The organism is Rhizobium phaseoli, from assembly GCF_010668805.1.
Taxonomy (GTDB): Bacteria; Pseudomonadota; Alphaproteobacteria; order Rhizobiales; family Rhizobiaceae; genus Rhizobium; species Rhizobium phaseoli_A.
On sequence record NZ_WUFT01000003.1, the window covers coordinates 367706 to 388797 of the forward strand.

22 protein-coding genes are annotated in these 21092 nt (G+C 62.0%); 7 read left to right on the forward strand and 15 right to left on the reverse strand.

What is annotated here, in order from left to right; all coding sequences use genetic code 11:
* Positions 1-94 precede the first annotated feature (94 nt).
* Together hpt and GR197_RS06895 are read left to right on the forward strand one after the other, a co-directional pair.
* Positions 95-637, forward strand: a complete 543-nt coding sequence (gene hpt, locus GR197_RS06890) for a hypoxanthine phosphoribosyltransferase (protein ID WP_164007882.1) — start codon at positions 95-97, stop codon at positions 635-637.
* A 152-nt stretch (positions 638-789) separates the two neighbouring features.
* On the forward strand, positions 790-1149 hold the full coding sequence (locus tag GR197_RS06895; protein ID WP_164007884.1) for a response regulator: 360 nt from the start codon (positions 790-792) through the stop codon (positions 1147-1149).
* Positions 1150-1350: 201 nt separating this feature from the next.
* On the opposite strand, the gene GR197_RS06900 is transcribed toward GR197_RS06895, so the two are convergent.
* The 4 genes from GR197_RS06900 to argH all read right to left on the reverse strand — a co-directional run bounded on the left by GR197_RS06900 (position 1351) and on the right by argH (position 7284).
* A complete protein-coding gene (locus GR197_RS06900) occupies positions 1351-4020 on the reverse strand; it encodes a TIGR02302 family protein (RefSeq protein WP_164007886.1) in 2670 nt (889 codons plus the stop codon).
* Positions 4021-4277: 257 nt separating this feature from the next.
* Complete coding sequence (gene lysA / locus GR197_RS06905; RefSeq protein WP_164007888.1) at positions 4278-5546, reverse strand: diaminopimelate decarboxylase; 1269 nt, start codon at positions 5544-5546, stop codon at positions 4278-4280.
* An 11-nt stretch (positions 5547-5557) separates the two neighbouring features.
* Entirely contained in the window at positions 5558-5752 is a 195-nt protein-coding gene (gene lptM / locus GR197_RS06910) for an LPS translocon maturation chaperone LptM (RefSeq protein WP_164007890.1), read from the reverse strand.
* A 128-nt stretch (positions 5753-5880) separates the two neighbouring features.
* On the reverse strand, positions 5881-7284 hold the full coding sequence (gene argH / locus GR197_RS06915; protein WP_164007892.1) for an argininosuccinate lyase: 1404 nt from the start codon (positions 7282-7284) through the stop codon (positions 5881-5883).
* 26 nt (positions 7285-7310) lie between these two features.
* Between argH and tlpA the strand changes: the two genes are divergently transcribed.
* Positions 7311-7973 carry a thiol:disulfide interchange protein TlpA gene (tlpA, locus tag GR197_RS06920; RefSeq protein ID WP_164007895.1) on the forward strand — a complete coding sequence of 221 codons (663 nt, stop codon included), beginning with the start codon at positions 7311-7313 and terminating at the stop codon, positions 7971-7973.
* A gap of 276 nt (positions 7974-8249) precedes the next feature.
* Here the strand turns inward: tlpA and GR197_RS06925 are convergent, their stop codons facing one another.
* From GR197_RS06925 to GR197_RS06955, 7 genes are all read right to left on the reverse strand, one after another.
* Entirely contained in the window at positions 8250-9131 is an 882-nt protein-coding gene (locus tag GR197_RS06925; protein ID WP_164007897.1) for a 3-hydroxybutyryl-CoA dehydrogenase, read from the reverse strand.
* A gap of 276 nt (positions 9132-9407) precedes the next feature.
* Positions 9408-10337 (reverse strand): electron transfer flavoprotein subunit alpha/FixB family protein, encoded by a 930-nt coding sequence (locus GR197_RS06930; RefSeq protein WP_164007899.1) that lies wholly within the window; start codon positions 10335-10337, stop codon positions 9408-9410.
* Between the two features lie 23 nt (positions 10338-10360).
* A complete protein-coding gene (locus GR197_RS06935) occupies positions 10361-11110 on the reverse strand; it encodes an electron transfer flavoprotein subunit beta/FixA family protein (RefSeq protein WP_164007901.1) in 750 nt (249 codons plus the stop codon).
* A 176-nt stretch (positions 11111-11286) separates the two neighbouring features.
* Positions 11287-12072, reverse strand: a complete 786-nt coding sequence (locus GR197_RS06940) for a rhomboid family intramembrane serine protease (protein ID WP_164007902.1) — start codon at positions 12070-12072, stop codon at positions 11287-11289.
* Between the two features lie 32 nt (positions 12073-12104).
* A complete protein-coding gene (locus tag GR197_RS06945) occupies positions 12105-12683 on the reverse strand; it encodes a cob(I)yrinic acid a,c-diamide adenosyltransferase (protein WP_164007904.1) in 579 nt (192 codons plus the stop codon).
* A gap of 574 nt (positions 12684-13257) precedes the next feature.
* The gene (locus tag GR197_RS06950; protein ID WP_164007906.1) at positions 13258-13461 is read right to left on the reverse strand and encodes a twin transmembrane helix small protein; all 204 of its coding nucleotides are present in this window, start codon (positions 13459-13461) and stop codon (positions 13258-13260) included.
* Between the two features lie 14 nt (positions 13462-13475).
* Positions 13476-14309, reverse strand: coding sequence for an SDR family oxidoreductase (locus GR197_RS06955; RefSeq protein ID WP_164007908.1), 834 nt, complete (start codon positions 14307-14309; stop codon positions 13476-13478).
* A 76-nt stretch (positions 14310-14385) separates the two neighbouring features.
* Here GR197_RS06955 and GR197_RS06960 point away from each other — a divergent pair, with 76 nt between their 5' ends.
* Complete coding sequence (locus tag GR197_RS06960) at positions 14386-15309, forward strand: YihY/virulence factor BrkB family protein (protein ID WP_164007910.1); 924 nt, start codon at positions 14386-14388, stop codon at positions 15307-15309.
* On the opposite strand, the gene gluQRS is transcribed toward GR197_RS06960, so the two are convergent.
* Complete coding sequence (gene gluQRS / locus GR197_RS06965; protein ID WP_164007912.1) at positions 15274-16155, reverse strand: tRNA glutamyl-Q(34) synthetase GluQRS; 882 nt, start codon at positions 16153-16155, stop codon at positions 15274-15276. The two genes, GR197_RS06960 and gluQRS, sit on opposite strands and share 36 nt — an antisense overlap.
* Here gluQRS and GR197_RS06970 point away from each other — a divergent pair.
* Together GR197_RS06970 and GR197_RS06975 are read left to right on the forward strand one after the other, a co-directional pair.
* Positions 16154-16846 carry a DNA-3-methyladenine glycosylase family protein gene (locus GR197_RS06970; protein WP_164007914.1) on the forward strand — a complete coding sequence of 231 codons (693 nt, stop codon included), beginning with the start codon at positions 16154-16156 and terminating at the stop codon, positions 16844-16846. The two genes, gluQRS and GR197_RS06970, sit on opposite strands and share 2 nt — an antisense overlap.
* Before the next feature lie 111 nt (positions 16847-16957).
* On the forward strand, positions 16958-17515 hold the full coding sequence (locus GR197_RS06975; RefSeq protein ID WP_097537242.1) for an HNH endonuclease: 558 nt from the start codon (positions 16958-16960) through the stop codon (positions 17513-17515).
* Positions 17516-17525: 10 nt separating this feature from the next.
* On the opposite strand, the gene GR197_RS06980 is transcribed toward GR197_RS06975, so the two are convergent.
* Positions 17526-18041, reverse strand: coding sequence for a disulfide bond formation protein B (locus GR197_RS06980; RefSeq protein WP_164007916.1), 516 nt, complete (start codon positions 18039-18041; stop codon positions 17526-17528).
* Positions 18042-18064: 23 nt separating this feature from the next.
* Positions 18065-18655, reverse strand: a complete 591-nt coding sequence (locus GR197_RS06985) for a YqaA family protein (protein WP_164007918.1) — start codon at positions 18653-18655, stop codon at positions 18065-18067.
* Between the two features lie 240 nt (positions 18656-18895).
* Between GR197_RS06985 and GR197_RS06990 the strand changes: the two genes are divergently transcribed.
* A complete protein-coding gene (locus GR197_RS06990; protein WP_164007920.1) occupies positions 18896-19180 on the forward strand; it encodes a hypothetical protein in 285 nt (94 codons plus the stop codon).
* Between the two features lie 37 nt (positions 19181-19217).
* On the opposite strand, the gene GR197_RS06995 is transcribed toward GR197_RS06990, so the two are convergent.
* On the reverse strand, positions 19218-20966 hold the full coding sequence (locus tag GR197_RS06995) for a cation:proton antiporter (protein WP_164007921.1): 1749 nt from the start codon (positions 20964-20966) through the stop codon (positions 19218-19220).
* Positions 20967-21092: the final 126 nt, after the last annotated feature.

Consider the following 21092-nt stretch of genomic DNA (forward strand, 5'->3'; position numbering starts at 1 on the left):
TCGCGCCAATCCAGTTAATTTCACGGCTGGCGAGGCTGTTTCACGCTCGCATATGTGCTAACGGCTTACGCTTCTTTTCATGGAGCAAGCCCTTATGCCTGTCGTGCGCGGAAAAAATATCAAGCCGCTCTTTACTGCCGAGCAGATCGCCGAGCGTAATCATTCGATGGCCCGGGAGATCGCCAATGGCCCGACCCAAGATCTGCTCGTCATCGCCGTGCTCAAGGGTTCGTTCATCTTTGCCGCCGACCTGATCCGCGCCCTGCATGATAGCGGGCTTGCGCCGGAGGTCGAGTTCATCACGCTGTCGAGCTATGGCATCGGCACGGTCTCGCAGGGTGTGCGCATCGTCAAGGATATCGACAGCGACGTCCATGGCCGCGACGTTCTGTTGATCGACGATATCCTCGAATCCGGGCGGACGCTGCTGTTTGCCAAGGAACTGCTGTTCGAGCGCGGCGCGCGCAACGTCACGATCGCCGTGCTGCTCGACAAACGCGTCAAGCGCAAGGAAAAGCTGGAGGCCGATTATGTCGGCTTCGAATGCCCTGATTATTTTGTCGTCGGCTACGGCATGGATGTCGCCTATGCCTTCCGCGAACTGCCCTTCGTCGGCGTGGTCACCGGGGACGCCTGAGCGACTGCAAAGTGGTTTGAAAGATGCCCTTCGCTGCCTTGCCGTTCGAGACGGGTTGTTAACCATCTCGTCCATCGCTTCCTGATCTTTACCGATCGAAAAGGAAAGTCTGGTGATTTCCGTCGCGGGGCTGACCACGGAGCAATGCACATATGGCAAGAATTCTGATCACGGAAGACGAGGACTCCCTGCGATCCTTCGTAGCCCGAGCCCTGCGGCTTGATGGCCACGAGACCGATGAGGCGGCCGATGGGGCCGAGGGCCTGGAGAAGCTCAGGGAAGGGGTCTACGATCTGCTGCTTTCAGATATCCGCATGCCCGTGATGGACGGCATCGAACTTGCCCATCAGGCAAAAGACGCCTTTCCTGGCCTGAAGATCCTACTGATGACCGGCTATGCCGAGCAGCGCGAACGGGCCGACGATCTTGCCGAAAAGATCATCGACGTCGTCAGCAAACCATTCGCGCTTCCCGATATCCGCAAGGCGGTTGCCCGGGCGTTGGTCGCTTAAAGCTCTTTATTTTCATGCATGTCGTCATCCCGGAACCGCTGCACACGTCCTGATGACGTGCATCAGGGCATTGTGGTGGGCGGTATTCGGCGCACTTTCTTTAGTGAGATCCGGCTTTGATGAGATCCGGATTCAAATTTTAGGCCGATCCGGCCTAAAATCCCTGCGCCAATGCCGGTCATATTCACGGCGGCGTCAGCTCTACTGGATGTCCAGCAATCGTTCGAGATACCGCCGTTCCATTTCCTGCGGCGGATTGTTGCCGAGCTTCTCGCGGATCGCATCGAGGATTTCCCGGGCGCGCTGAACGTCGATCTCGTCGGGAACCTTCACGCTGTTGTCGCCGAAATCCGGTCCCGGGGGGCGTGGCCGGCCGAGCGGGTCGCGGCCATTCTGGTCGCCGCCCTGGCTCATCTGGCCGTTCGGACCCTGCCCTTGCTGGCCCTGTTGCGCCTGCATCATCTGGTTCATCATGTCGCGGGCGCCCTGGCGAAGTGCTTCGAGCGCGCGGCCCTGGCCTTCGATGGCCGGCTGGCCATGGCCCTGGCCGAGTTCGCGACCGGCGCCTTCCATCTCGCGTTGCGCCTGTCCGAAGCCCGGGCCAGGCTTCATGCCCAACTCGCCGAGGCCCTTCTGCAATTCGCCGAGCTGCCTGCCGAGCGCATCCTGCTGGGCGCGCAGCTGTTTCAATGCCTCGCGCAACTGCTCGGCGGTCATCTGGTCGGAGGGCTTCTGGCCGTCTTTGCCTTGCTGGCCCCGCTGCTGATCCTGCGGTTCGCCGTTTTCTCCGGGGTTCATCTCGTCGAGCAGCGGATCGTTTTCACCCATGTCGGGTTCACCGCGTTGCATGCGGTCCCTGAGCTGCTGGTCGAGGCGGAAGGTCTGATCCATCAACTTCTGCTGGTCGCGCAGGATCTCGCCGAGCTTGTCGATCTGCTTGCGGGCCTCGCTATTTTCCTGGCTCTGCTGGCCGCGCTGCGGGCGGCCGGCCTGCAGGTTGTTCATCATCCGCTGCAATTCCGACAGCATCTGCTGGGCGGCGTCGCGATTGCCGGAGCGGGCGAGATTCTCGATCTGGTCCATCATCCGTTCCAGATCCTGCTGGCGCAGGATGTTCTGCGCGTTCTGGTTCGGCTGCATCGGCGCGTTCTGCATGCGTTGGGCAAGCTCGGTCATATAGTCCTGCATCGCCTTGCGCAGTTCATCCATCAGCTTCTTGATCTCGGCGTCCGGGGCGTTGCGGTCCAATGCGTCGGCAAGCTTCTGCTGGGCTTCGCGCAGCTTGCGCTCGGCAAGCGAAAGATCGCCGTCCTCCATGCCGAGTGCGATATCCCAGAGATATTGGGCGGTATCCTTGAGCGCGTCCTCACCCTTTGCGAGCTTCATGCGCGTCAAAGCGGATTCCAGCAGGAGATAATTGGTGAGCTTGGGGATGGTCTCCTCGGGACGGATGGTCAGCGCCTCGTTCAGCGCGATCGCCTGCGGCATCTTGCGGGTGTCGAGCGCGAAAACCTGGCGTTCCTCGGCGACGGCGGCGGCAAGCGGCTCGTTAAAGGGCCGCGACGGCAAGGTCATCTCATGCGGCGGGCTGCGGCCGGTCTGGCCGGCGGCATCCTTGGCGACGAGCGTCACGCGCACGCGCTTGCCGGCAAGCGGGTGTTCGGTCAGGTTGCGGCTGGTCACGCCCTTGGCGTCACGGGCGTTGCGGCGGGGAATGTCCAGCCGGTATTCCGGCAAGGGATAGAGCGGGGTCGCCGTCGGATCGGTTTCCAGAGGAACGATCTCCGCATGCGCCTCCTGGACGCCGTAATCGTCCTTGACGGTAAAGCCGATTTCAAGCGCGCCGTTGACGCTGGGTTTCGGCATGCCGTCGAAAGCAATCTCCGGCGCCTTGTCGGGGAGGACCTCGAAGCTCCAGCGGCGACCGTTGACTTCGAGGGCGCCATTCTCCTCGAGCTTCATCACATGCGTCTGGGCGACGGGAGCCTGGCTGGCCGGCACCTGGCCGGCCGGGACCGTATTCGGCTGTTGAATGCCGGATGCCGCCGCCTGCTGCGGCTTGGTATCCGCCTGCACGGCGATATCCTGCGCCTCGCCGTTTGCCTTGCGGAATACGACCTTTTCGGCTGTCTTGCCGCCGCTGACGCGCACGGTGAGGCCTGAAAACTGCGGAATGCCGATCGACGCCTGCTCGCTGCCGTCAGCGGTCAGATAGACCGGGGCGCGGCCGGTATAGGACGGCGGCGTCACCCAGGCGTCGATGCGCACCGCCGGATCGACGGTGACGTGCTCGGGTGCTGCCTGCAATGCGTCACCGATCGAGCCGCCGTTGATTGACAGCGAATAGGCAAAGGCAGTGACCAGCAGCAGCGCCGGCACGGCGCGCAGCGCGAAACGGTCATGAACGGCGATATCAGGCCGCGGCAGTCCGGCATCGAGTGCTGCGATCTTTTCGGCCATGCGCGTCTGGTGCTCGCGCCAGAGCGCCCGGGCGAAGGGCGTATCGAAGGCCGGCTCGTCTTCCTGGACGGTGACCGGCTGGTGCGACAGGCCGTTGCGCTCTTCCAGCATGCGGTCGGCGTCAGTGACTTTTGGCCAGCGCAGGGTGCGGAAGGGCAGGAGCGAGACGACAAAAGCGGCGACAAAGGCAATCAGCAGCAGGATGCGCAGCCAATCCGGCACGCTGCGAAAGATGCCGAACCAGGAGACGGAGAGATAGACGGCGATCACCGCCAGAACCGGCATCAAAGGTGGCAGCAACTGCTCGAAAAACAGCACAATACGCGCCAGCAGGCGTTTCGTCGTCACCAGCCGGGCAAGCGAGGGGCGGAGCGCAAATGCACCTTTCCTCTGCCTTGAGGGGCTTGTCATCGGTCCGGTCTCCGCGATCTGGCGTTCTGAAACAGAGGGCGCTTCCGGCGATTGCAGGGCAATACGCTCATGACTGACAAGGATAACACTCTTTGTGGCGAAGGCGAGGGCGAGTGGCCGGCCATACCGGCTTTTCACGTTAATTCGCCAAAAAGTGATGGCTGGTTAAAGCGCGTCGCGATCTTTCAGATTGCTCCTCGCGCTTTAAATCTTTGTTTTGCGCCTGTCGTGCGCTGCGCACTCTTGCGCGACATGCTTTAGTCGAGCCAGGCAGGAACGGAGTCGAGGCTGATCAGTTCGGCATAGGTTCTGCGCGGGCGAATCGTATGGAAATCGCTGCCTTTGACCAGAACCTCGGGCACCAGCAGCCGGCTGTTATAGGTGCCGGCCTGAACCGCGCCGTAAGCGCCGGCGGTGCTGACGGCGATCAGGTCGCCGGGCTTCGGCATCGCCATCTCGCGGTCGAGCGCCAGATAATCGCCGGTCTCGCAGACGGGGCCGACCACGTCGGCGCGGATGCGCGGGGCGTTCGCCGCCGAAATCGTCACCGGGCGGATCTCGTGATAGGCCTCGTAGAGCGTCGGGCGGATGAGATCGTTCATCGCACCGTCGACAATGACGAAGGTCTTTTCGCCGCCATCCTTCACATAGAGGACTTCGGTCACCAGGATACCGGCATTGCCGACGATCAGGCGGCCGGGTTCGGTGATGATCTTGCAGTTGAGGCCGCGCAACTGGTTCTTGACGATGGCCGCATAGGCATCCGGCAGCGGCGGCGGATTGTTGTCGTCCTTATAGGGGATGCCGAGACCGCCGCCGATATCGACGTGATCGATGGTGTGGCCGTCGGCGCGCAACGTCGCGACAAGATCGTGCAACAGCCTGAAGGCGTCGTCGAAGGGCTGCAATTCGGTGATCTGGCTGCCGATATGCATGTCGATGCCGGTGACCTCGATGCCCGGCAGCTTGGCGGCATGGGCATAGATGGCGCGGGCACGCTCCCAGGAGATGCCGAATTTGTTTTCCTTCTTGCCGGTCGAGATCTTCGAATGGGTTTTTGCATCGACGTCAGGGTTGATGCGGAAGGAGACCGGGGCTCTCGTTCCGGCCTTGATAGCGCGCTGATTGAGGATTTCGAGCTCGGGCTCGGATTCGACGTTGAAACAGTAGATGCCTGCCTCGAGAGCGAAGTCCATCTCCGGCGGCGTCTTGCCGACACCCGAAAACATGATGCGGCTGGCGGGAATGTCGGCAGCGAGCGCGCGGCGCAGTTCGCCCTCCGATACGACGTCGATGCCTGCGCCGAGGCGGCCGAGTGTCTTCAGCACCGCCTGGTTCGAATTCGCCTTCATCGCATAACAGACCATCGAGTCCATCTCCGCGAAAGCTTCGGAGAAGACCCGGTAATGGCGCTCCAGCGTCGCGGTGGAATAGACGTAGAAGGGTGTGCCGACCGCCTTGGCGATCTCGGGAACGGGAACGTTCTCAGCATGCAGGACGCCGTCGCGGTACTCGAAATGGTTCACGGGCTTATGCCTTAAAGAAGGGGATCGAGAAGGAAGGGCTTGTCGACGGTTCCAGGCTTTTTCGTCGGCTTGGAAACGTCACCTTCCTTGGTTGCCGCAGCACTCGGCGGATCGAGGTCGCCCTTGCGCCCGCATCCGGCAACGGCAAGGCCGATGACGGCGAGAACCGCCGTCAGGCGGATGAGTTGCGGCAAGCTCTTCTGCATGGATATCCTCTTCGGCGGCATTTGATGGACATTGTCATAGCGAAGTTTATCCGCCTTGTGCACCCTGATTGTTGGACGGTCTTCCCGCGTAGACGGCAGGATCGCGGCGGCTTTCGCCGCCTGACATTTCAGTTACGGGCGCGCCAGAAGGCGATCTGCCTGCGGACTTCGGACGGCGCCGTGCCGCCGAAGCTCTTGCGGCTGGCGACCGAGGCTTCAACGGTCAGCACGCCGTAGACCTTGTCGGTGATGTCGGGATGGATCGCCTGCAGGTCGGCGAGCGGCAGTTCGGCAAGGTCGCAGCTCTTGCTTTCGGCAAGCGCCACGGCCCGGCCGGTGACGTGATGGGCATCGCGGAAGGGCAGGCCCGCTTCGCGCACCAGCCAGTCGGCAAGATCGGTCGCCGTCGAATAACCGGAGCCGGCCGCAGCCTTCATGCGCGCGGTGTTGACCGTCATGTCGCGCACCATGCCGGTCATGGCAGCAATCGCCAGTTCCAGGCTCTCGGCGGCGTCGAACACCTGTTCCTTGTCTTCCTGCATGTCCTTGGAATAGGCGAGCGGCAGGCCCTTCATGATCGTCAGCAGGGCCACCAGCGAGCCGTTGATGCGGCCGGTCTTGGCGCGCACCAGTTCGGCGGCATCCGGGTTCTTCTTCTGCGGCATGATCGAGGAACCGGTGGAGAAGGCGTCGGAGAGACGGACGAAACCGAATTGCGGGGTCGACCAGATGACGATCTCTTCGGCCAGACGCGACAGGTGCATGCCTGTGATCGCCGCGATCGACAGGAACTCGATGGCGAAGTCGCGGTCGGAGACCGTGTCGATGGAGTTGCGGGTCGGCTCGCGGAAACCGAGCGCCTTGGCAGTCATATGGCGGTCGATCGGATAACCGGTGCCGGCGAGGGCGGCTGCGCCGATCGGGCTTTCGTCCAGATGTTCGATGGCGTGGCGCACGCGCGAGCGGTCGCGGCCGAACATTTCGACATAGGCCATGCAGTGATGGCCGAAGGTCACGGGCTGGGCGGTCTGCAGATGGGTAAAGCCCGGCATGACACTTTCGGCATGTTCTTCGGCGCGGTCGAGGAAGGCGGCGATCAGGCCGGTCAGCATCTTCTCGGTCTTCTCAAGCTCTTCCTTGACCCAGAGGCGGAAGTCGAGCGCGACCTGGTCGTTGCGCGAGCGGGCGGTATGCAGCCGGCCGGCCGCCGGTCCGATCAGCGTCGCCAGGCGCGCCTCGACATTCATATGGATGTCTTCGAGCTGTCGCGAGAATTCGAAATTGCCGCTTTCGATTTCTGACAGGATCGTGTTTAGCCCGTGAACGATCTTGTCCTTATCGTCGGCTGATATGATCCCCTGATGGGCGAGCATGGTCGCGTGGGCGATCGAACCGCGGATATCCTGTGCGAATAGCTTCTTGTCGAAACCGATCGAGGCATTTATCTCCTCCATGATCGCGTCCGGGCCGGAAGCGAAGCGCCCGCCCCACATCTGGTTGGAGGATTTGGTATCGGTTTTGCTCTCGGCCATGGAAGATGCCCGTCCTGGAGAATGAAATGACGACGAGAAAACCCTTCGGCCTGCCGTCCGTAAAACTGATCGCAATCGCCGCCGTTGCAGGCATTGTTGCCGGTGCGGCAGCGGTATACGTGAAGGAGACGGGGATTGGCAATGGCATCGGCGATACCGCTTCGGCCGAATGCTCCCTGGCCAAGGAGCGTGCTGCCAATCTGACATCGCTGATGAAGGGGCAGGTCGCCGCCATGGTCGCCGCCAACGAACCGCGCAAGCTGACTGCGGTTGCATTTAACGGCCCTGACGGCAAGGCGATGACGCTCGACCATTTTGCCGGCAAGACCGTGCTTCTCAATCTGTGGGCCACGTGGTGCGTGCCCTGCCGCGAGGAGATGCCGGCGCTGAACGCGCTGGAAAAGGGTATGGGGAGCGACAAGTTCCAGGTCGTGCCGGTCAATATCGATACCGGTGACGACGAGAAGCCGAAGGCCTTCCTGAGCGAGACCGGCGTCGATGCGCTGCAGCTTTACCGCGACAATACGATCGGCGTCTTCAATAGCCTGAAAAAGGAGGGTCTCGCTTTCGGTCTGCCGGTGACGCTGCTGCTCGACGACAAGGGCTGCCTGATTTCGGCGATGAACGGCCCGGCTGCCTGGGACAGTGAAGATGCCAAGGCGCTGATCAAGGGTGCGATCGGGTCCTAAAGCGCTTGGCATGAAATTGATTCATGCGGCGCGCTTTAGCTCGTTGTTTTTATACATGTCGCTGGGAATCGCTGCACACTTTCGGGCGACTTGCACTCAAGAGCCCTTCAGGAGTCTCCGTCTCCCTTGATGAGGAAGACACCCGCAAGCCCGATGAGCACGCAGCATTGCAGCAGGAACATTGGTGTTTCAGTCGACATGGCGTTTTCCTCCCGTTCACGGCAAGAAAGCATGTCGCGGGCGCTCGGTCCATTCGCCCTTTCGGGCGACAGCTGTTTACCGCGTCGGGACCGGAATTTCGCCGCGATAGTCATAGAAGCCGCGTCCAGACTTGCGTCCGAGCCAACCGGCCTCGACATATTTCACCAGCAGCGGGCATGGACGGTATTTCGAGTCCGCCAAGCCGTCGTGCAGCACCTGCATGATCGAAAGGCAGGTGTCGAGGCCGATGAAATCGGCAAGCTGCAGCGGTCCCATCGGATGGTTGGCGCCGAGCTTCATCGCCGTATCGATGGCATCGACGGTGCCGACGCCTTCATAGAGCGTATAGATCGCCTCGTTGATCATCGGCAGCAGGATACGGTTGACGATGAAGGCCGGGAAATCCTCGGCGACGGTGATGGTCTTTTCCAGGGTGCCGACGAATTCCCTGGCGGCCGAGAAGGTCTTCTCATCGGTCGCGATGCCGCGCACCAGTTCGACCAGCTTCATCACCGGCACCGGGTTCATGAAATGTATGCCCATGAAGCGTTCGGGGCGGTCGGTGGCGGCAGCTAGCCGGGTGATGGAAAGGGAAGAGGTGTTGGTGGCAAGCAGCGCCTCCGGCTTCAGGACCGGACAAACCTGCGCATAAATCTTGCGCTTGACCGTTTCATCCTCGGTGGCGGCCTCGATGACGAGATCGGACGGGGCGAGATCGTTGACATCGGACGAGCCTGTGATGAGCGACAAGGTCGACTTGCGTTCCTCTTCGGTCATCTTGCCGTTCGTCACCAGGCGGGCAAGGTTGCCGTTGACGGTGGCAAGGCCGGATTCGATGCGATCCTGGGAGAGATCGTAGATGTGAACCCTGTAACCTGCGGCGGCCGAAACATGCGCGATGCCGCAGCCCATCTGGCCGGCACCGATAATACCAATATTCTTCAACACCGCATTCATCTCCAAACCCCCGCACGGCATTCGCCCCCGCGCTGCCGCATTTTTTAGCAATACTGCCAGACGAAGGATCGCCCGGCAGCAGTAGTAGCCCGATAAAAGATAATTTTCCAGTCATTCGCAAGTGCGAAAGAAAAGCATTTGACGCGTTTAAAGCGCGTTGCGAATCTTTCGATTCGCTTCTGGCGCTTTAGGTCTTCGCTTTACGCATGTCGTTGCGGCAAAAGCGCTTCGCGCTTTGCCTGGGAAAACCGCTACACAGTTTTGCGCGGCATGCGCTTAGAGCGCCTTTTCCAGTTCCGGCAGAGCTTCGAACAGATCGGCGACCAAGCCGTAGTCGGCAACCTGGAAGATCGGTGCCTCCTCGTCCTTGTTGATGGCGACGATCACCTTACTATCCTTCATGCCGGCCAGATGCTGGATGGCCCCGGAGATACCGGCGGCGATATAAAGATCAGGCGCCACCACCTTGCCGGTCTGGCCGACCTGCCAGTCGTTCGGCGCATAACCGGCATCGACGGCAGCACGGGAAGCCCCGACGGCGGCCCCGAGCTTGTCGGCAACCGGAAGGATGACCTCCCGGAATTTCTCGGCAGAGCCGAGCGCCCGGCCGCCGGAGATGATGATCTTCGCCGAGGTCAGCTCCGGACGATCGGAGGCCGACAGTGCATCCTTGACGAAACGCGACATTCCCGGATTTGAGATCGCCGGGATCGACTCGACGCTGGCCGAGCCGCCTTCGGCTGCCGAAGCGAAGGAGGCGGTGCGCACGGTGATGACCTTCTTGGCATCGCTTGCCTGCACCGTCTGGATGGCATTGCCGGCATAGATCGGCCGCTTGAAGGTATCGGATGAGATCACTTCGATGATTTCCGAGACCTGGGCGACGTCGAGCAGGGCAGCCACCCGCGGCAGCACGTTCTTGCCGGTCGAGGTGGCGGCCGAAATGATCGTGTCATAGGAGCCGGCCAGCGAAACGATCAGGTCGGAAAGCGGCTCGGCCAGATTGTTGGCAAGCTCGTCGCTTTCGGCGAGCAGCACCTTCGCCACACCGGAGAGTTTGGCAGCCGCATCGGCCGCAGCCTTGGCGCCCTTGCCGGCAACCAGCACATGAATATCGGAGCCGATCTGGCTTGCTGCCGTCAGCGCCTTGGCGGTCTGGTCGGAGAGGCTGACATTGTCGTGATCGGCCAGAAGAAGAATGGTCATGATGGTGTTCTCTCTTTCCTGGCTTAAAGCACGCCGGCTTCGTTCTTGAGCTTGTCGACCAGCTCAGTGACCGACTTGACCTTGACGCCGGCCTTGCGGCCACTGGGCTCCTCGGTCTTCAGCACCTTCAGCCGCGGCGTCGTGGAAACACCGAAATCAGCTGGGCTCTTCTTGTCGAGCGGCTTCTTCTTCGCCTTCATGATGTTCGGCAGCGAGGCATAACGCGGTTCGTTCAGCCGCAGATCCGAGGTGACCACTGCCGGCAGCGTGATCTCGATCGTCTGCAGGCCGCCATCGACTTCGCGGGTGACCTGAGCTTTGCCATCCCCGATCTCGATCTTCGAGGCGAAGGTCGCCTGGGCGGACCCCAGCAGGGCTGCCAGCATCTGGCCGGTCTGGTTCGAATCGTCGTCGATCGCCTGCTTGCCGACGATGATTAGACCCGGCTGTTCGGCAGCAACGATGCCCTTGAGGATCTTGGCGACCGTCAGCGGCTCGACCGCATCGTCGGTCTCGACCAGGATCGCCCGGTCGGCGCCCATGGCAAGGGCGGTCCGCAGCGTCTCTTCGGCCTTGGCCGGACCGATCGAGACGACGATCACTTCCTCGCACTTGCCGGCTTCCTTCAGCCGCAAGGCCTCTTCCACCGAGATCTCGTCGAACGGGTTCATCGACATCTTCACATTGGCAAGCTCGACACCCGTGCCATCCGGCTTCACCCGGATCTTGACGTTGTAGTCGACGACCCGCTTCACGGGCACGAGAATCTTCATGGGGGTCCTTCCTTCACGGGAAACTGGCTTCAACGAAAATGCGCGCTTGCGCGCCGCTCCGATTGTCGAATGGCGACATCGATACGCGCTTTTCCTCCAAATACAACGCTTCTATGCCGCCGGTAGGCGATTCGGCGGGCAATATATGAACGTTTACGTTCACGTCAATATTGTTGTCAGCGTCGGCCCCAGGGAAGGCGCTGCACTGTGCGCCCGTCCGTGCCGGCGGAGATGGCAGGGCCGGCGCCAGGATCGCTTCTCACGGCGCGGGGCGTGACGATCTCCCGGTCGAACAGCGGTAGGCCGGGCCGGCGCAACACCAGGATCAGAAGAGCCCCGGCAAGGATGCCGCCGACATGTGCGCCCCAGGAAACGTCGCCGTCGGGTGCGATCGCCAGCATGAAGAATTGCTGGCCGATCCACAAAAGCAGCGGCACGAAGGCCGGCAGCGGCAGCGGCACGCGGAAGAATACCAGAACCCAGACCTTGACGCGTGGATGCAGCAAGACATAGGCGGCAACGACGCCGGAAATCGCGCCCGAGGCGCCGACCAGCGGCGCTTGCGAGGTCATGGTCAGCAGACCGTGGCAGAGCGCGCCGGCGGCCGCGCAGAGGAGATAGAAAATCAGGAAGCGCAAGTGTCCCATCGCGTCCTCGACATTGTCGCCAAAGACCCAGAGGAAAATCATGTTGGACGCCAGATGCCAGAAGCCGGAATGGACGAAGGCATAGGTGAGGTAGGTCAACGGTTCCGGCACGATTTCCAGGCCCTGCGCCAGCACCGCGTCGCCGAAGGCGATCGCCGGGATATAGCCGAGCCCGACGGTCGTCGCCTGGGCGGCCTGCTCGCTCTCCAGGCTGGTCAAAAGCCAGACCGCGACATTCAATGCGATCAGTGAGAGCGTCACCCACTGAACCTTGATATATTTCAGCGTGTTGGCGTCGTGAAAAGGTATGAACATAAGGCCCCCCGGCGATCGCGATCGCGGCAAGCCTATCTGTTTTTCCCCGGAACCCAAAGCACATCCGCATGGCCGCGATCATTTGCATGACGCGCGGCGACGAAGAGGAAATCGGAGAGCCGATTGACATATTTCATCGCCGCTTCGCTGACGATTTCACCGTCGGTGCGGGCAAGCGCCACCATCAAACGTTCGGCGCGCCGCGCAGTCGTCCGGGCAAGATGCAGATGTGCGGCGGCCGGGCTGCCGCCCGGTAGGATGAAGGATCTCAGCGGTTCCAGGCCGGCGTTCAGCTGGTCGATTTCGCGCTCCACTCGGTCGACCTGCGTCTCGACGATCCGTAACGGTTCATAGGCCGGCGGCTCGCCGGTATCGGGTGTGGCGAGATCGGCGCCGAGATCGAAGAGGTCGTTCTGGATCGACATCAGCATAGCGTCGAGTTCAGGCAAGCCTGATGTGTGCAATCGCGCCAGGCCGATGGCGGAATTGGCTTCGTCGATCGTGCCATAGGCCTCGACGCGCAGATCGTCCTTTGTCCGGCGCGGGCCGGAAACCAGCCCTGTGGTGCCGTCATCGCCGGTTTTGGTGTAGATCTTGTTGAGCTTTACCATGCTGCATCGCCTGATAGGGGGAGGGTTGTCGCAACGCAGGAGATTGGCGAGGCCGGCCCCTCATCCGGCTGCCGCCACCTTCTCTCCGTAAAACGGGGAGAAGGGAACATGCCACACCCTTTCCGCTCCTCGCTAACGTCTCGCAAGGCACGTCCCCTCTCCCCGCGAGCGGGGAGAGGGTTAGGGTGAGGGGCAGCCGTTGGTGCGAATCGGAGAGCCGTGGGCCTGACCCGAGTATCCACACCGCATGCATCAGCGGCTACGGGGATGGATCCTCGGGTCAAGCCCGAGGATGACGGAGGGTGGGGTTGGCCTTCCAGCCAAACCCGCCCTGGCATACTGACGCACACCGCGTCGAGGTGTTTCCTCAAGCCGCTTACCTCTCCTCCCTCATTCCTGTGCTCGTCACAGGAATCCAGTGCGCCCAAGTCCTTGGGCGCGGGAGACTTTTTCAATGGCAGGCAGTGGTCATTCACCGCGTGGACGCGCGGTGGCTGGATTCCTGTGACGAGCACAGGAATGAGGGAGGAGGTGTTGGCGTCCGTCATCAAAAAATACCCCTCCCACGGTTTCCTCAGGTCGGACGGCCACCGCCGGTCAGCCAGAGTGTTACCATGATCAGGACGACGGCGATTGCCTGGAGCAGGACGCGAAGCTGCATCAGTTTGTTGGAACGGTTGGCATCGGCGCCCTTCATCATGTTGAAGAGGCCGCGGATCAGGACCAGGGCGACGAGGCCCATGACGATGATCGCGAGGATATAGGTGACCGTGGACATGGCATTCAGCTTTCTCAGTCCGTCCAGCGCATCAGGCGGTAGAAGAGGTCTGCCGGAAGCAGCCGCTTCAGGAACATGCCCTGCTTGGCCGGAGTCGTTACAGGATAATGTGGCCTTGGATTTTTCGAGTTCAATGCGTGTTTCAATACGGAATAGACCGCTTCCGGGCCGAGCTTATGGCTGCTGACCGGGCCGGATCCATCGAGTCTTGCCAGTTGCCTGACATAGTCGGCCGCGTGCGGCGAATTCTCAAGGTCGATATGTTCCTTGATCTTTGCGAGCGCATTGGTGGTGAAACGCGTGGCGATTGGTCCCGGCTCGATCAGGCTCACATGAATGCCGCTGCCCTGCAGCTCCATGCGCAGCGTGATGCTGAGGCCTTCGAGCGCGAATTTGGAAGCGGTGTAGGCGCCGCGATAGCGATAGGGCACAACGCCGAGGATCGACGAGCATTGCACGATCCGCCCCTCCTGGCGTTTGCGCATCGCCGGGATGATCTGCCGCGTCAATTCGTGCCAGCCGAAGAAATTAGCCTCGAACTGGGCGCGCAACGCGGCCGTCGAAAGATCTTCGACGGCGCCCGGCTGGCCGTAGGCGCCATTGTTGAAAAGCGCGTCGATGCGACCGCCGCTACGTTCCAGAACCGCCTCGACCAGCTCGGAAATCGTCTCTGGCCTGGCATAGTCCATCAGCAAGGCTTCAATGCCGTCTGCCTCCAGCCCCGGCAGGTCTTCCGCCTTGCGCACTGTCGCAAAGACGCGCCAGCCATCGGCCTTCAGAGCTCGCGCACAATGAGCGCCGATGCCGGACGAACATCCGGTCACGACGATGGTGCGCTCTCCCGCCATGGAATGATTCCTGTACAAAATGGAACTCGTTTCCCATATTCGCTCAGAGGATACAATCTGGAAAGCCGGAGACGGAATGCCGAAGGCGCTGCGCACGATCTACGACGTGATCTATGACGCGATTTGTCACATGCTCGAGGATGACGGTTTCGCCATGGCGAGCCACGTGGCGCTGTCGAGCCTGCTTGCAGTTTTCCCCTTCCTGATCTTCGGCACCGCGCTTGCAAGCTTCCTCGGCGCCGATCAATTTTCCTCGACCGCCATCCATCTGATCTTCGACACCTGGCCCGAGGCGATTGCCAAGCCGCTCGCCGACCAGGTGCTGCAGGTGCTGACAATTCCGCGCGGCGGGCTGCTGACGATCTCGGTGCTGGCGGCCGCCTATTTCGCCTCGAACGGCGTCGAGGCGCTGCGCATCTCGCTCAACCGCGCCTACCGGGTGCAGGAGACGCGGCCCTGGTATTTCACCCGCCTCGCGAGCCTCGGCTACGTGCTGATCGCGGTCATCATCTTTGCGGCGATCAGCATCCTGCTGGTCGCCGTGCCACTGGCGCTCGATTATGCCAGGAACTGGTTTCCGCTGTTTGCCGATACGCTCGACATCATCTTCAGCTGGCGCATCTACGGCACGTTGGTGGTTCTGACGGTCGGATTGCTGGTCATGCATCTCTGGTTGCCGGCCGGCAAGCGGCGGGTCTTCGATGTCATCCCGGGGGTGCTGCTGACCCTGCTTCTCTGGCTCGCCGGCGCGCTGATCTTTGCCTATTATCTGGCCACCTTCGCCAATTATACCGCAACCTATGCCGGTCTCGCCTCGGTCATGATCGTGCTGATCTTTCTTTATATGGTCGGCGTCATCTTCATCATCGGGGCGGAGGTCAATGCGGCGCTGATCAAATTCCGCGTCTTCCGGATGTTCTCCCACACGCTTTCGATCGTCGGCAGAGAGCGTGCCGAACGGGCATCAGAGCCCGACAAGGCGGCGAATATCGGCCCCTGACATGCCGCGGGCGCGCAATTCGCCAAGCCCGCTGTCGCCGTCGCTTTTCGAAAGCTTCCGGCCAGCCGCATCGAGTATGAGACGGTGATGGTGATAGATCGGCTGCGGCAGGTCGAGCAGCACCTGCAGCAGCCGGTGCACCGATGTCGCGGCGAAGAGGTCGAAGCCGCGCACCACGTGCGTGACGCCCTGCAGCGCATCGTCGACGACGACGGAAAGATGATAGCTCGACGGCGCGTCCGAGCGCGACAGGATGACGTCGCCCCAGACTTCTGGCTCGGCGGCGATCTCGCCCGATCTGCCGTCGCCGGTTTCGGTCCAGAACAGCAGTTCGCCGATCAGGTCGAGCGCCTTGCGCATATCGAGCCGCCAGGCATGTTTCTTTCCCGAGGCCAGCATCTCTAGCCATTCGTCTTCCGGGCGCTCGCGATCGTTTGCGGGATAGTGCGGCGTGCCGTCGGGATCGCGCGGCCAGGATCGACCGGCGGCCTCATTGGCAGCGACCCGCGCCTTCACCTCGCCGCGCGTCAGGAAAGCCGGATAGACCAGGCCGCGCTCGATCAGCGCGTGCAATGCTGCCTGATATTCGGGGAAGTGTTCCGACTGGCGACGCACCGGGCTTTCCCAGTCGATATCAAGCCAGTCGAGATCGCTCAGGATTCCGACCTCGAACTCCGGCTTGCAGCGCGCCTGGTCGATATCCTCGATGCGCAGCAGCAGGCGCCCATGCTCGGCCTCCGCCATATCGCGGTTCAGGAGAGCCGAGAGGGCATGGCCGAGATGCAACTGTCCGTTGGGACTCGGCGCAAAACGGAAGACAGGTTTTTGACGCTCGCTCGGGGTCATGCTTTCTTCTGCCATGAATTTGGGTTTTGAACCACTGCGAGGCGATGTGCAGATCATCCGCAACGAAGACGATGTCAGCCGGGGGCTCGAGGCGCTGCTTCGTCTCGATCCGCGCCTTGTGCCGATCGCGGTGGATGCAGGGCCTGTTCCGCTGCGGTTGCGCGAACCGGGTTTTGCCGGCCTTGCCCATATCATCGTCTCGCAGATGGTGTCGCGCGCCAGCGCCGAGGCGATCTGGCGGCGCATGATGCCAGCGGACGGTCTCCTGACCGCCGAAGGTTACACGCTGCTCCATGCCGAGGCCTGGCGCGAATTCGGCCTGTCACGCGCCAAGGCCGAGACCCTGTCACGGCTCGCCGAAGCCGTTGCCTCCTGTCGCCTCGATCTTTCCGGGCTCTGCTTGAAGCCGCCTGAAGAAGCGCTTGGCGAACTCACTGCGCTCAAGGGCGTCGGTCCGTGGACGGCGGAGGTCTATCTGATGTTCTGCGGCGGCCATGCCGATGTCTTTCCGGCCGGCGATGTCGCGCTGCAGAATGCCGTCGGTGCGGCATTCGGTCTCGCGGCCCGGCCACAGCCAAAGGCGCTGGCTGCCATGGCGGAAGCATGGGCTCCGTGGCGCTCCGTGGCGGCACGGCTTTTCTGGGCCTATTACGCCACGAAAATGCGCCGCGACATGGTGCCGACCGGCTGATCGGCCACACTCTTCAAATTGCCTTTATCCTCTGAATTTATTGGACTTCACAATCCTGTAACAACCGGCCTAATATACAGGTGCAGATGCCGAATCGATCAGGAGAGTCCCTTGACGATTGCAGTCTCCCCACAGGCCCTGCCAGCGCTCGTCCTGAACGCTGACTACCGGCCACTGAGTTATTACCCCTTGTCGCTATGGTCCTGGCAGGACGCGATCAAGGCGGTATTTCTCGACCGTGTGAACATCATCGCGGAATATGAGCATTCGGTTTCTTCGCCGAGTTTTTCGATGCGGCTTCCGAGTGTCGTGTGCCTCAAGACCTACGTTCAGCCGTCCCGCAATCCCGCCTTCACCCGGTTCAACGTCTTCCTGCGCGACCGGTTCGAATGCCAGTATTGCGGAGCCCATGACGACCTGACCTTTGACCACGTCATCCCGCGCGCCCATGGCGGCGAGACGACCTGGGAGAATGTCGTGGCAGCCTGTTCGCCCTGCAATCTGCGCAAGGGCAGCAAGCTTCCCAAGCAGGCAAGCATGTTCCCGTCGCAGAAGCCCTATCAGCCGACGGTGCAGGATCTGCACAATAACGGCCGGCTATTCCCGCCGAACTATCTGCATGACAGCTGGCTCGACTATCTCTACTGGGATACCGAACTGCAGCCGTGATCAAGTGGCCTTAGGCCGCCTTGCGAACGCCAACGAAAGCGAAGGCGGCAAGCAGGATTCCGGCAATCACGTTCCAGCCGGCAAAGGACAGGCCGAGCACCCGGAGCGCCGCATCGGTGCAGGACGGCCCCTTGATCGTGTTGAGCTCGCCGAGCAGATCGCCGGCATTGGTCGTCATGCTGCTTGCCGTCGTCGAGCAGGTGGCCGGTCCGGCCCAGAAATGCCATTCGACGCCGGCGTGATAGACACCCATGCCGGCTGTCACCAGCATCAGCATGCCGGCGGCGAGAATGAGCGTGCGGGTGATCCAGTTGGGCAGGCCAACGAGCTCGGAGATAGCGGCAAGAATGGCGATCGGGATGGCGTAATAATAAGGCTGGCGCTGCAGCAGGCAGAGCGCGCAGGGGATATAGCCGCCGATATACTGGAAGCCGAGCGCTGTGCCGACCGCGGCCGCCATGCCGATGGCGAGCAATATGGAATAGACAAAGCCGGGGCGGGCGAGCGGCGAGGAAGTGGCAGTCATGGCGGAACTCCGCGAGATTTAGCTTAGTGAGCGAGATAGCGGTAGGCGAGGTATAACACGATCACGGCAGCGGCACCGATGCCGACGATCTGGCCGAGGCGCTTCTCGATGAAATCCCGGATCGGCTCGCCGTAACGGCGCAGCAGCCAGGCGAGGAACAGGAAGCGCGCCCCGCGCGCGACGATTGCCGACACAATGAAAAGGCCGAGATTGACGTGAATAACACCGGACAGGATGGTGACGATCTTGATCGGCGGCAGATGCGCAAGGCCCGAGGTGACGAGCAGCAGCAGGATCGTCTCGTATGTGACATAGGCCTTCATCTGCTCGAAGGCGTCGAGTTTGCCGTAGAATTCGAGAACCGGCCGCGCCACCGTCTCATAGGCGTAGTAGCCGAGCGCCCAGCCGGCGATGCCGCCGAGCACGGAGGCGACGGTTGCGATCAGGGCGTAGCGGTAGGAGCGCTCCGGCTTGGCGAGCGCCATCGGCAGGAAGAGCACATCGGCGGGGACGAGAAAGATGGAGCTTTCGACGAAGGCGATGACGGCGAGCCAGACTTCGGCCGATTTGCGCGAGGCCAAAGACATGGTCCAGTCGTAAAGTCTGCGGAGCATTCCGTTCCCTTCCTGTTGCGGTGCAAAAAGCTTTAGGGGGCGTGCGCGGCGCTGTAAATGCTTGCCCGTGTCCTTCGTGCCACCCCTGTCTAAAAATTTCGTGATGTGGGGCATCGGCGCCTCTCCCAAGATTTCACGGGATGGCGAATCGGCGATTCTGCGGCAAGCTGTGTCAGAGCATGATGCCTAAAACTGTGGGCGGTTTTAGGACGGCATCGACGTGGGGCAGGTGGCTTGAGAATGTTCAAAGTGATCGAAGGCGGCCGCGGGCAGGCCGTGCACAGGGTTGAGCGGTTCGAAGAGGGTGGCGGGCCGAGCCGGGACGACGTGCGCCGGGAGGCGGCGCGACGGCTGAGCGAAAGCGGCTATCATCTCTCGCGCATCCGGGAGTTCGCGACCGGCGTGCCGATGCTGGCTTCCCTTCAATACCTGTCGCTGCAGATCGATTTCGCAGCCGAGAGCTTGTCGCGGCTCGATCCGATCCCGGAGGATTTTCGCGACGATGGCTATTGGCCGGCAGGCTGAGCAATCCGCGTTATCGCCGAGACATGCTTGGGTTGCGTCAGGAGAGATCCATCGATTTTTCCCATTGCTGATGCAGGTCGTTCATCTCCGTGCGCTTCTGCGCCATTTCGCTGACGGCGGCGCGCAGATTGGGATGACGCGCCATGAACATGTTGAAGTCGCGCCGCTCGAGCACCTCGAACTGGCAGAAGTCGACGGCGATGACGTCGGCGGTGCGCCGTCCGCCGGTCAGAAGCGCCATTTCGCCGAAAAAGGCACCGGGTTCCAGGCGGACCGCGCCGCTGGCGAGGCGGACTTCCGCCGCTCCCGACGAGATAAAATACATGCCGTCGCCGCGATCCCCGCGGCGGATGACGCGCTCGCCGGGCGGCGCGGATTTCGCCTTGAAGAGCAGCAGCAGTTCTTCCTGCGCGTCTTCGTCGACCTCGGAGAACAAAGGAAAAGTCTCGATCAGCTGCTGCATCTTCAATTGATGCTGGCGTTCGCGCTCCTCGCCGAGCGCCCTGATCTTTTCCAGTTCCTTGCTGAGCGCCTTCTGCCTCTTCCTGCCGTAGCTTTCCCAAAGGGAGGGCCATTTCGAATGGATGTATTTCCTCAGTCCGTCGGTCGCGAAGATCACGATCGGATTGAGCGTGATCGACAGGATTGCGGCGGCAAGGATCAGATCCTGGCCCTCATGCGGCAGCAGCCCAAGGGAGACGCCGAGGCCGGCAAGGATGAAGGAGAATTCGCCGATCTGGGCAAGGCCGCCGGCCAAGGTCAGCCCCAGGCCGATCGGATAGCGCAGCAGCATGACGATCGTGAAGGTGATGATGCCCTTGCCGAGGATGACGAGTGCCAGCGCGCCGATCACCGCCAGCGGCTGGCGCACCAGGATCGATGGGTCGAAGAGCATGCCGACGGAGACGAAGAACAGCACGGAAAAGGCATTCTGCAACGGCAGCGAGTCGGCTGCGGCCCTGTGGCTGAGCTGGGATTCGCTCATGACCACGCCGGCAAAAAAGGCGCCGAGCGCGAAGGAGACCCCGAAGATTGCCGCGGAGCCGAAGGCGATGCCGAGCGCGATCGCCAGCACTGTCAGCGTGAAGAGTTCGCGCGAGCCGGTGCGGGCGATCATCGTCAGCAGCCACGGCACGATGCGCGGGCCGAGGAAGATCGCCATGGCGGCAAACCCCGCCACCTTCAAGAGCGTCAGGCCGATCGTCAGCGCCAGGGAAAGCTCGCCGAGGCCGTGATTGGTCGTCGCGGCGGCGTTGCCACCCAGGAGTTCGGCGAGGGCCGGCAGCAGCACCAGCGCCAGCACCATCACCAGATCCTCGACGATCAGCCAGCCGACGGCGACGCGCCCGCTTGGCGCGTTGACGAGATTGCGCTCCTCCAGCGCCTTCAGCAGAACGACGGTGCTTGCAACCGACAGGCTGAGACCCAAGACGATGCCGGCGCCGAGGCTCCAGCCCCAGAGTTTGCAGAGGCCGATGCCCAACAGGGTGGCGAGGATGATGCGCCCGATCGCGCCCGGCACGGCGATCCCGCGCACGGCCAGCAGGTCGGAGGTGGAAAAATGCAGGCCGACGCCGAACATCAGCAGGATGACGCCCATTTCGGCGAGCTGACCGGCAAGGGCGGAATCGGCAACGAATCCCGGCGTGAACGGCCCCATCAGGATGCCGGCCATCAAGTAGCCGACGAGCGGCGGCAGCCGCAGCCGGTCAGCGGCATAACCCAGGATCGCCGCGAAAACGAAACTGACGGCGACCGTCGCGATGAGCCCTACTTCCTGATGCACGTCAGCCCCTTTCTGTAATAGCGGCGGCCACTCTGTACGATGTGCATGCGAAATTAAACAGTTGATTTGGGTGGCGCTGCCCTTGTTTTCGGTCTTGGCCGTGAGGCGTAGAACTCGTCTGGCGCA

Bases quoted from the DNA above. Each gene is read 5' to 3' on its own strand.
- hpt (WP_164007882.1), top strand. From the start codon at position 95: ATGCCTGTCGTGCGCGGAAAAAATATCAAGCCGCTCTTTACTGCCGAG.
- GR197_RS06895 (WP_164007884.1), top strand. From the start codon at position 790: ATGGCAAGAATTCTGATCACGGAAGACGAGGACTCCCTGCGATCCTTC.
- GR197_RS06900 (WP_164007886.1), bottom strand. From the start codon at position 4,020: ATGACAAGCCCCTCAAGGCAGAGGAAAGGTGCATTTGCGCTCCGCCCC.
- lptM (WP_164007890.1), bottom strand. From the start codon at position 5,752: ATGCAGAAGAGCTTGCCGCAACTCATCCGCCTGACGGCGGTTCTCGCC.
- argH (WP_164007892.1), bottom strand. From the start codon at position 7,284: ATGGCCGAGAGCAAAACCGATACCAAATCCTCCAACCAGATGTGGGGC.
- tlpA (WP_164007895.1), top strand. From the start codon at position 7,311: ATGACGACGAGAAAACCCTTCGGCCTGCCGTCCGTAAAACTGATCGCA.
- GR197_RS06925 (WP_164007897.1), bottom strand. From the start codon at position 9,131: ATGAATGCGGTGTTGAAGAATATTGGTATTATCGGTGCCGGCCAGATG.
- GR197_RS06930 (WP_164007899.1), bottom strand. From the start codon at position 10,337: ATGACCATTCTTCTTCTGGCCGATCACGACAATGTCAGCCTCTCCGAC.
- GR197_RS06935 (WP_164007901.1), bottom strand. From the start codon at position 11,110: ATGAAGATTCTCGTGCCCGTGAAGCGGGTCGTCGACTACAACGTCAAG.
- GR197_RS06940 (WP_164007902.1), bottom strand. From the start codon at position 12,072: ATGTTCATACCTTTTCACGACGCCAACACGCTGAAATATATCAAGGTT.
- GR197_RS06945 (WP_164007904.1), bottom strand. From the start codon at position 12,683: ATGGTAAAGCTCAACAAGATCTACACCAAAACCGGCGATGACGGCACC.
- GR197_RS06950 (WP_164007906.1), bottom strand. From the start codon at position 13,461: ATGTCCACGGTCACCTATATCCTCGCGATCATCGTCATGGGCCTCGTC.
- GR197_RS06955 (WP_164007908.1), bottom strand. From the start codon at position 14,309: ATGGCGGGAGAGCGCACCATCGTCGTGACCGGATGTTCGTCCGGCATC.
- GR197_RS06960 (WP_164007910.1), top strand. From the start codon at position 14,386: ATGCCGAAGGCGCTGCGCACGATCTACGACGTGATCTATGACGCGATT.
- GR197_RS06970 (WP_164007914.1), top strand. From the start codon at position 16,154: ATGCTTTCTTCTGCCATGAATTTGGGTTTTGAACCACTGCGAGGCGAT.
- gluQRS (WP_164007912.1), bottom strand. From the start codon at position 16,155: ATGACCCCGAGCGAGCGTCAAAAACCTGTCTTCCGTTTTGCGCCGAGT.
- GR197_RS06980 (WP_164007916.1), bottom strand. From the start codon at position 18,041: ATGACTGCCACTTCCTCGCCGCTCGCCCGCCCCGGCTTTGTCTATTCC.
- GR197_RS06985 (WP_164007918.1), bottom strand. From the start codon at position 18,655: ATGCTCCGCAGACTTTACGACTGGACCATGTCTTTGGCCTCGCGCAAA.
- GR197_RS06990 (WP_164007920.1), top strand. From the start codon at position 18,896: ATGTTCAAAGTGATCGAAGGCGGCCGCGGGCAGGCCGTGCACAGGGTT.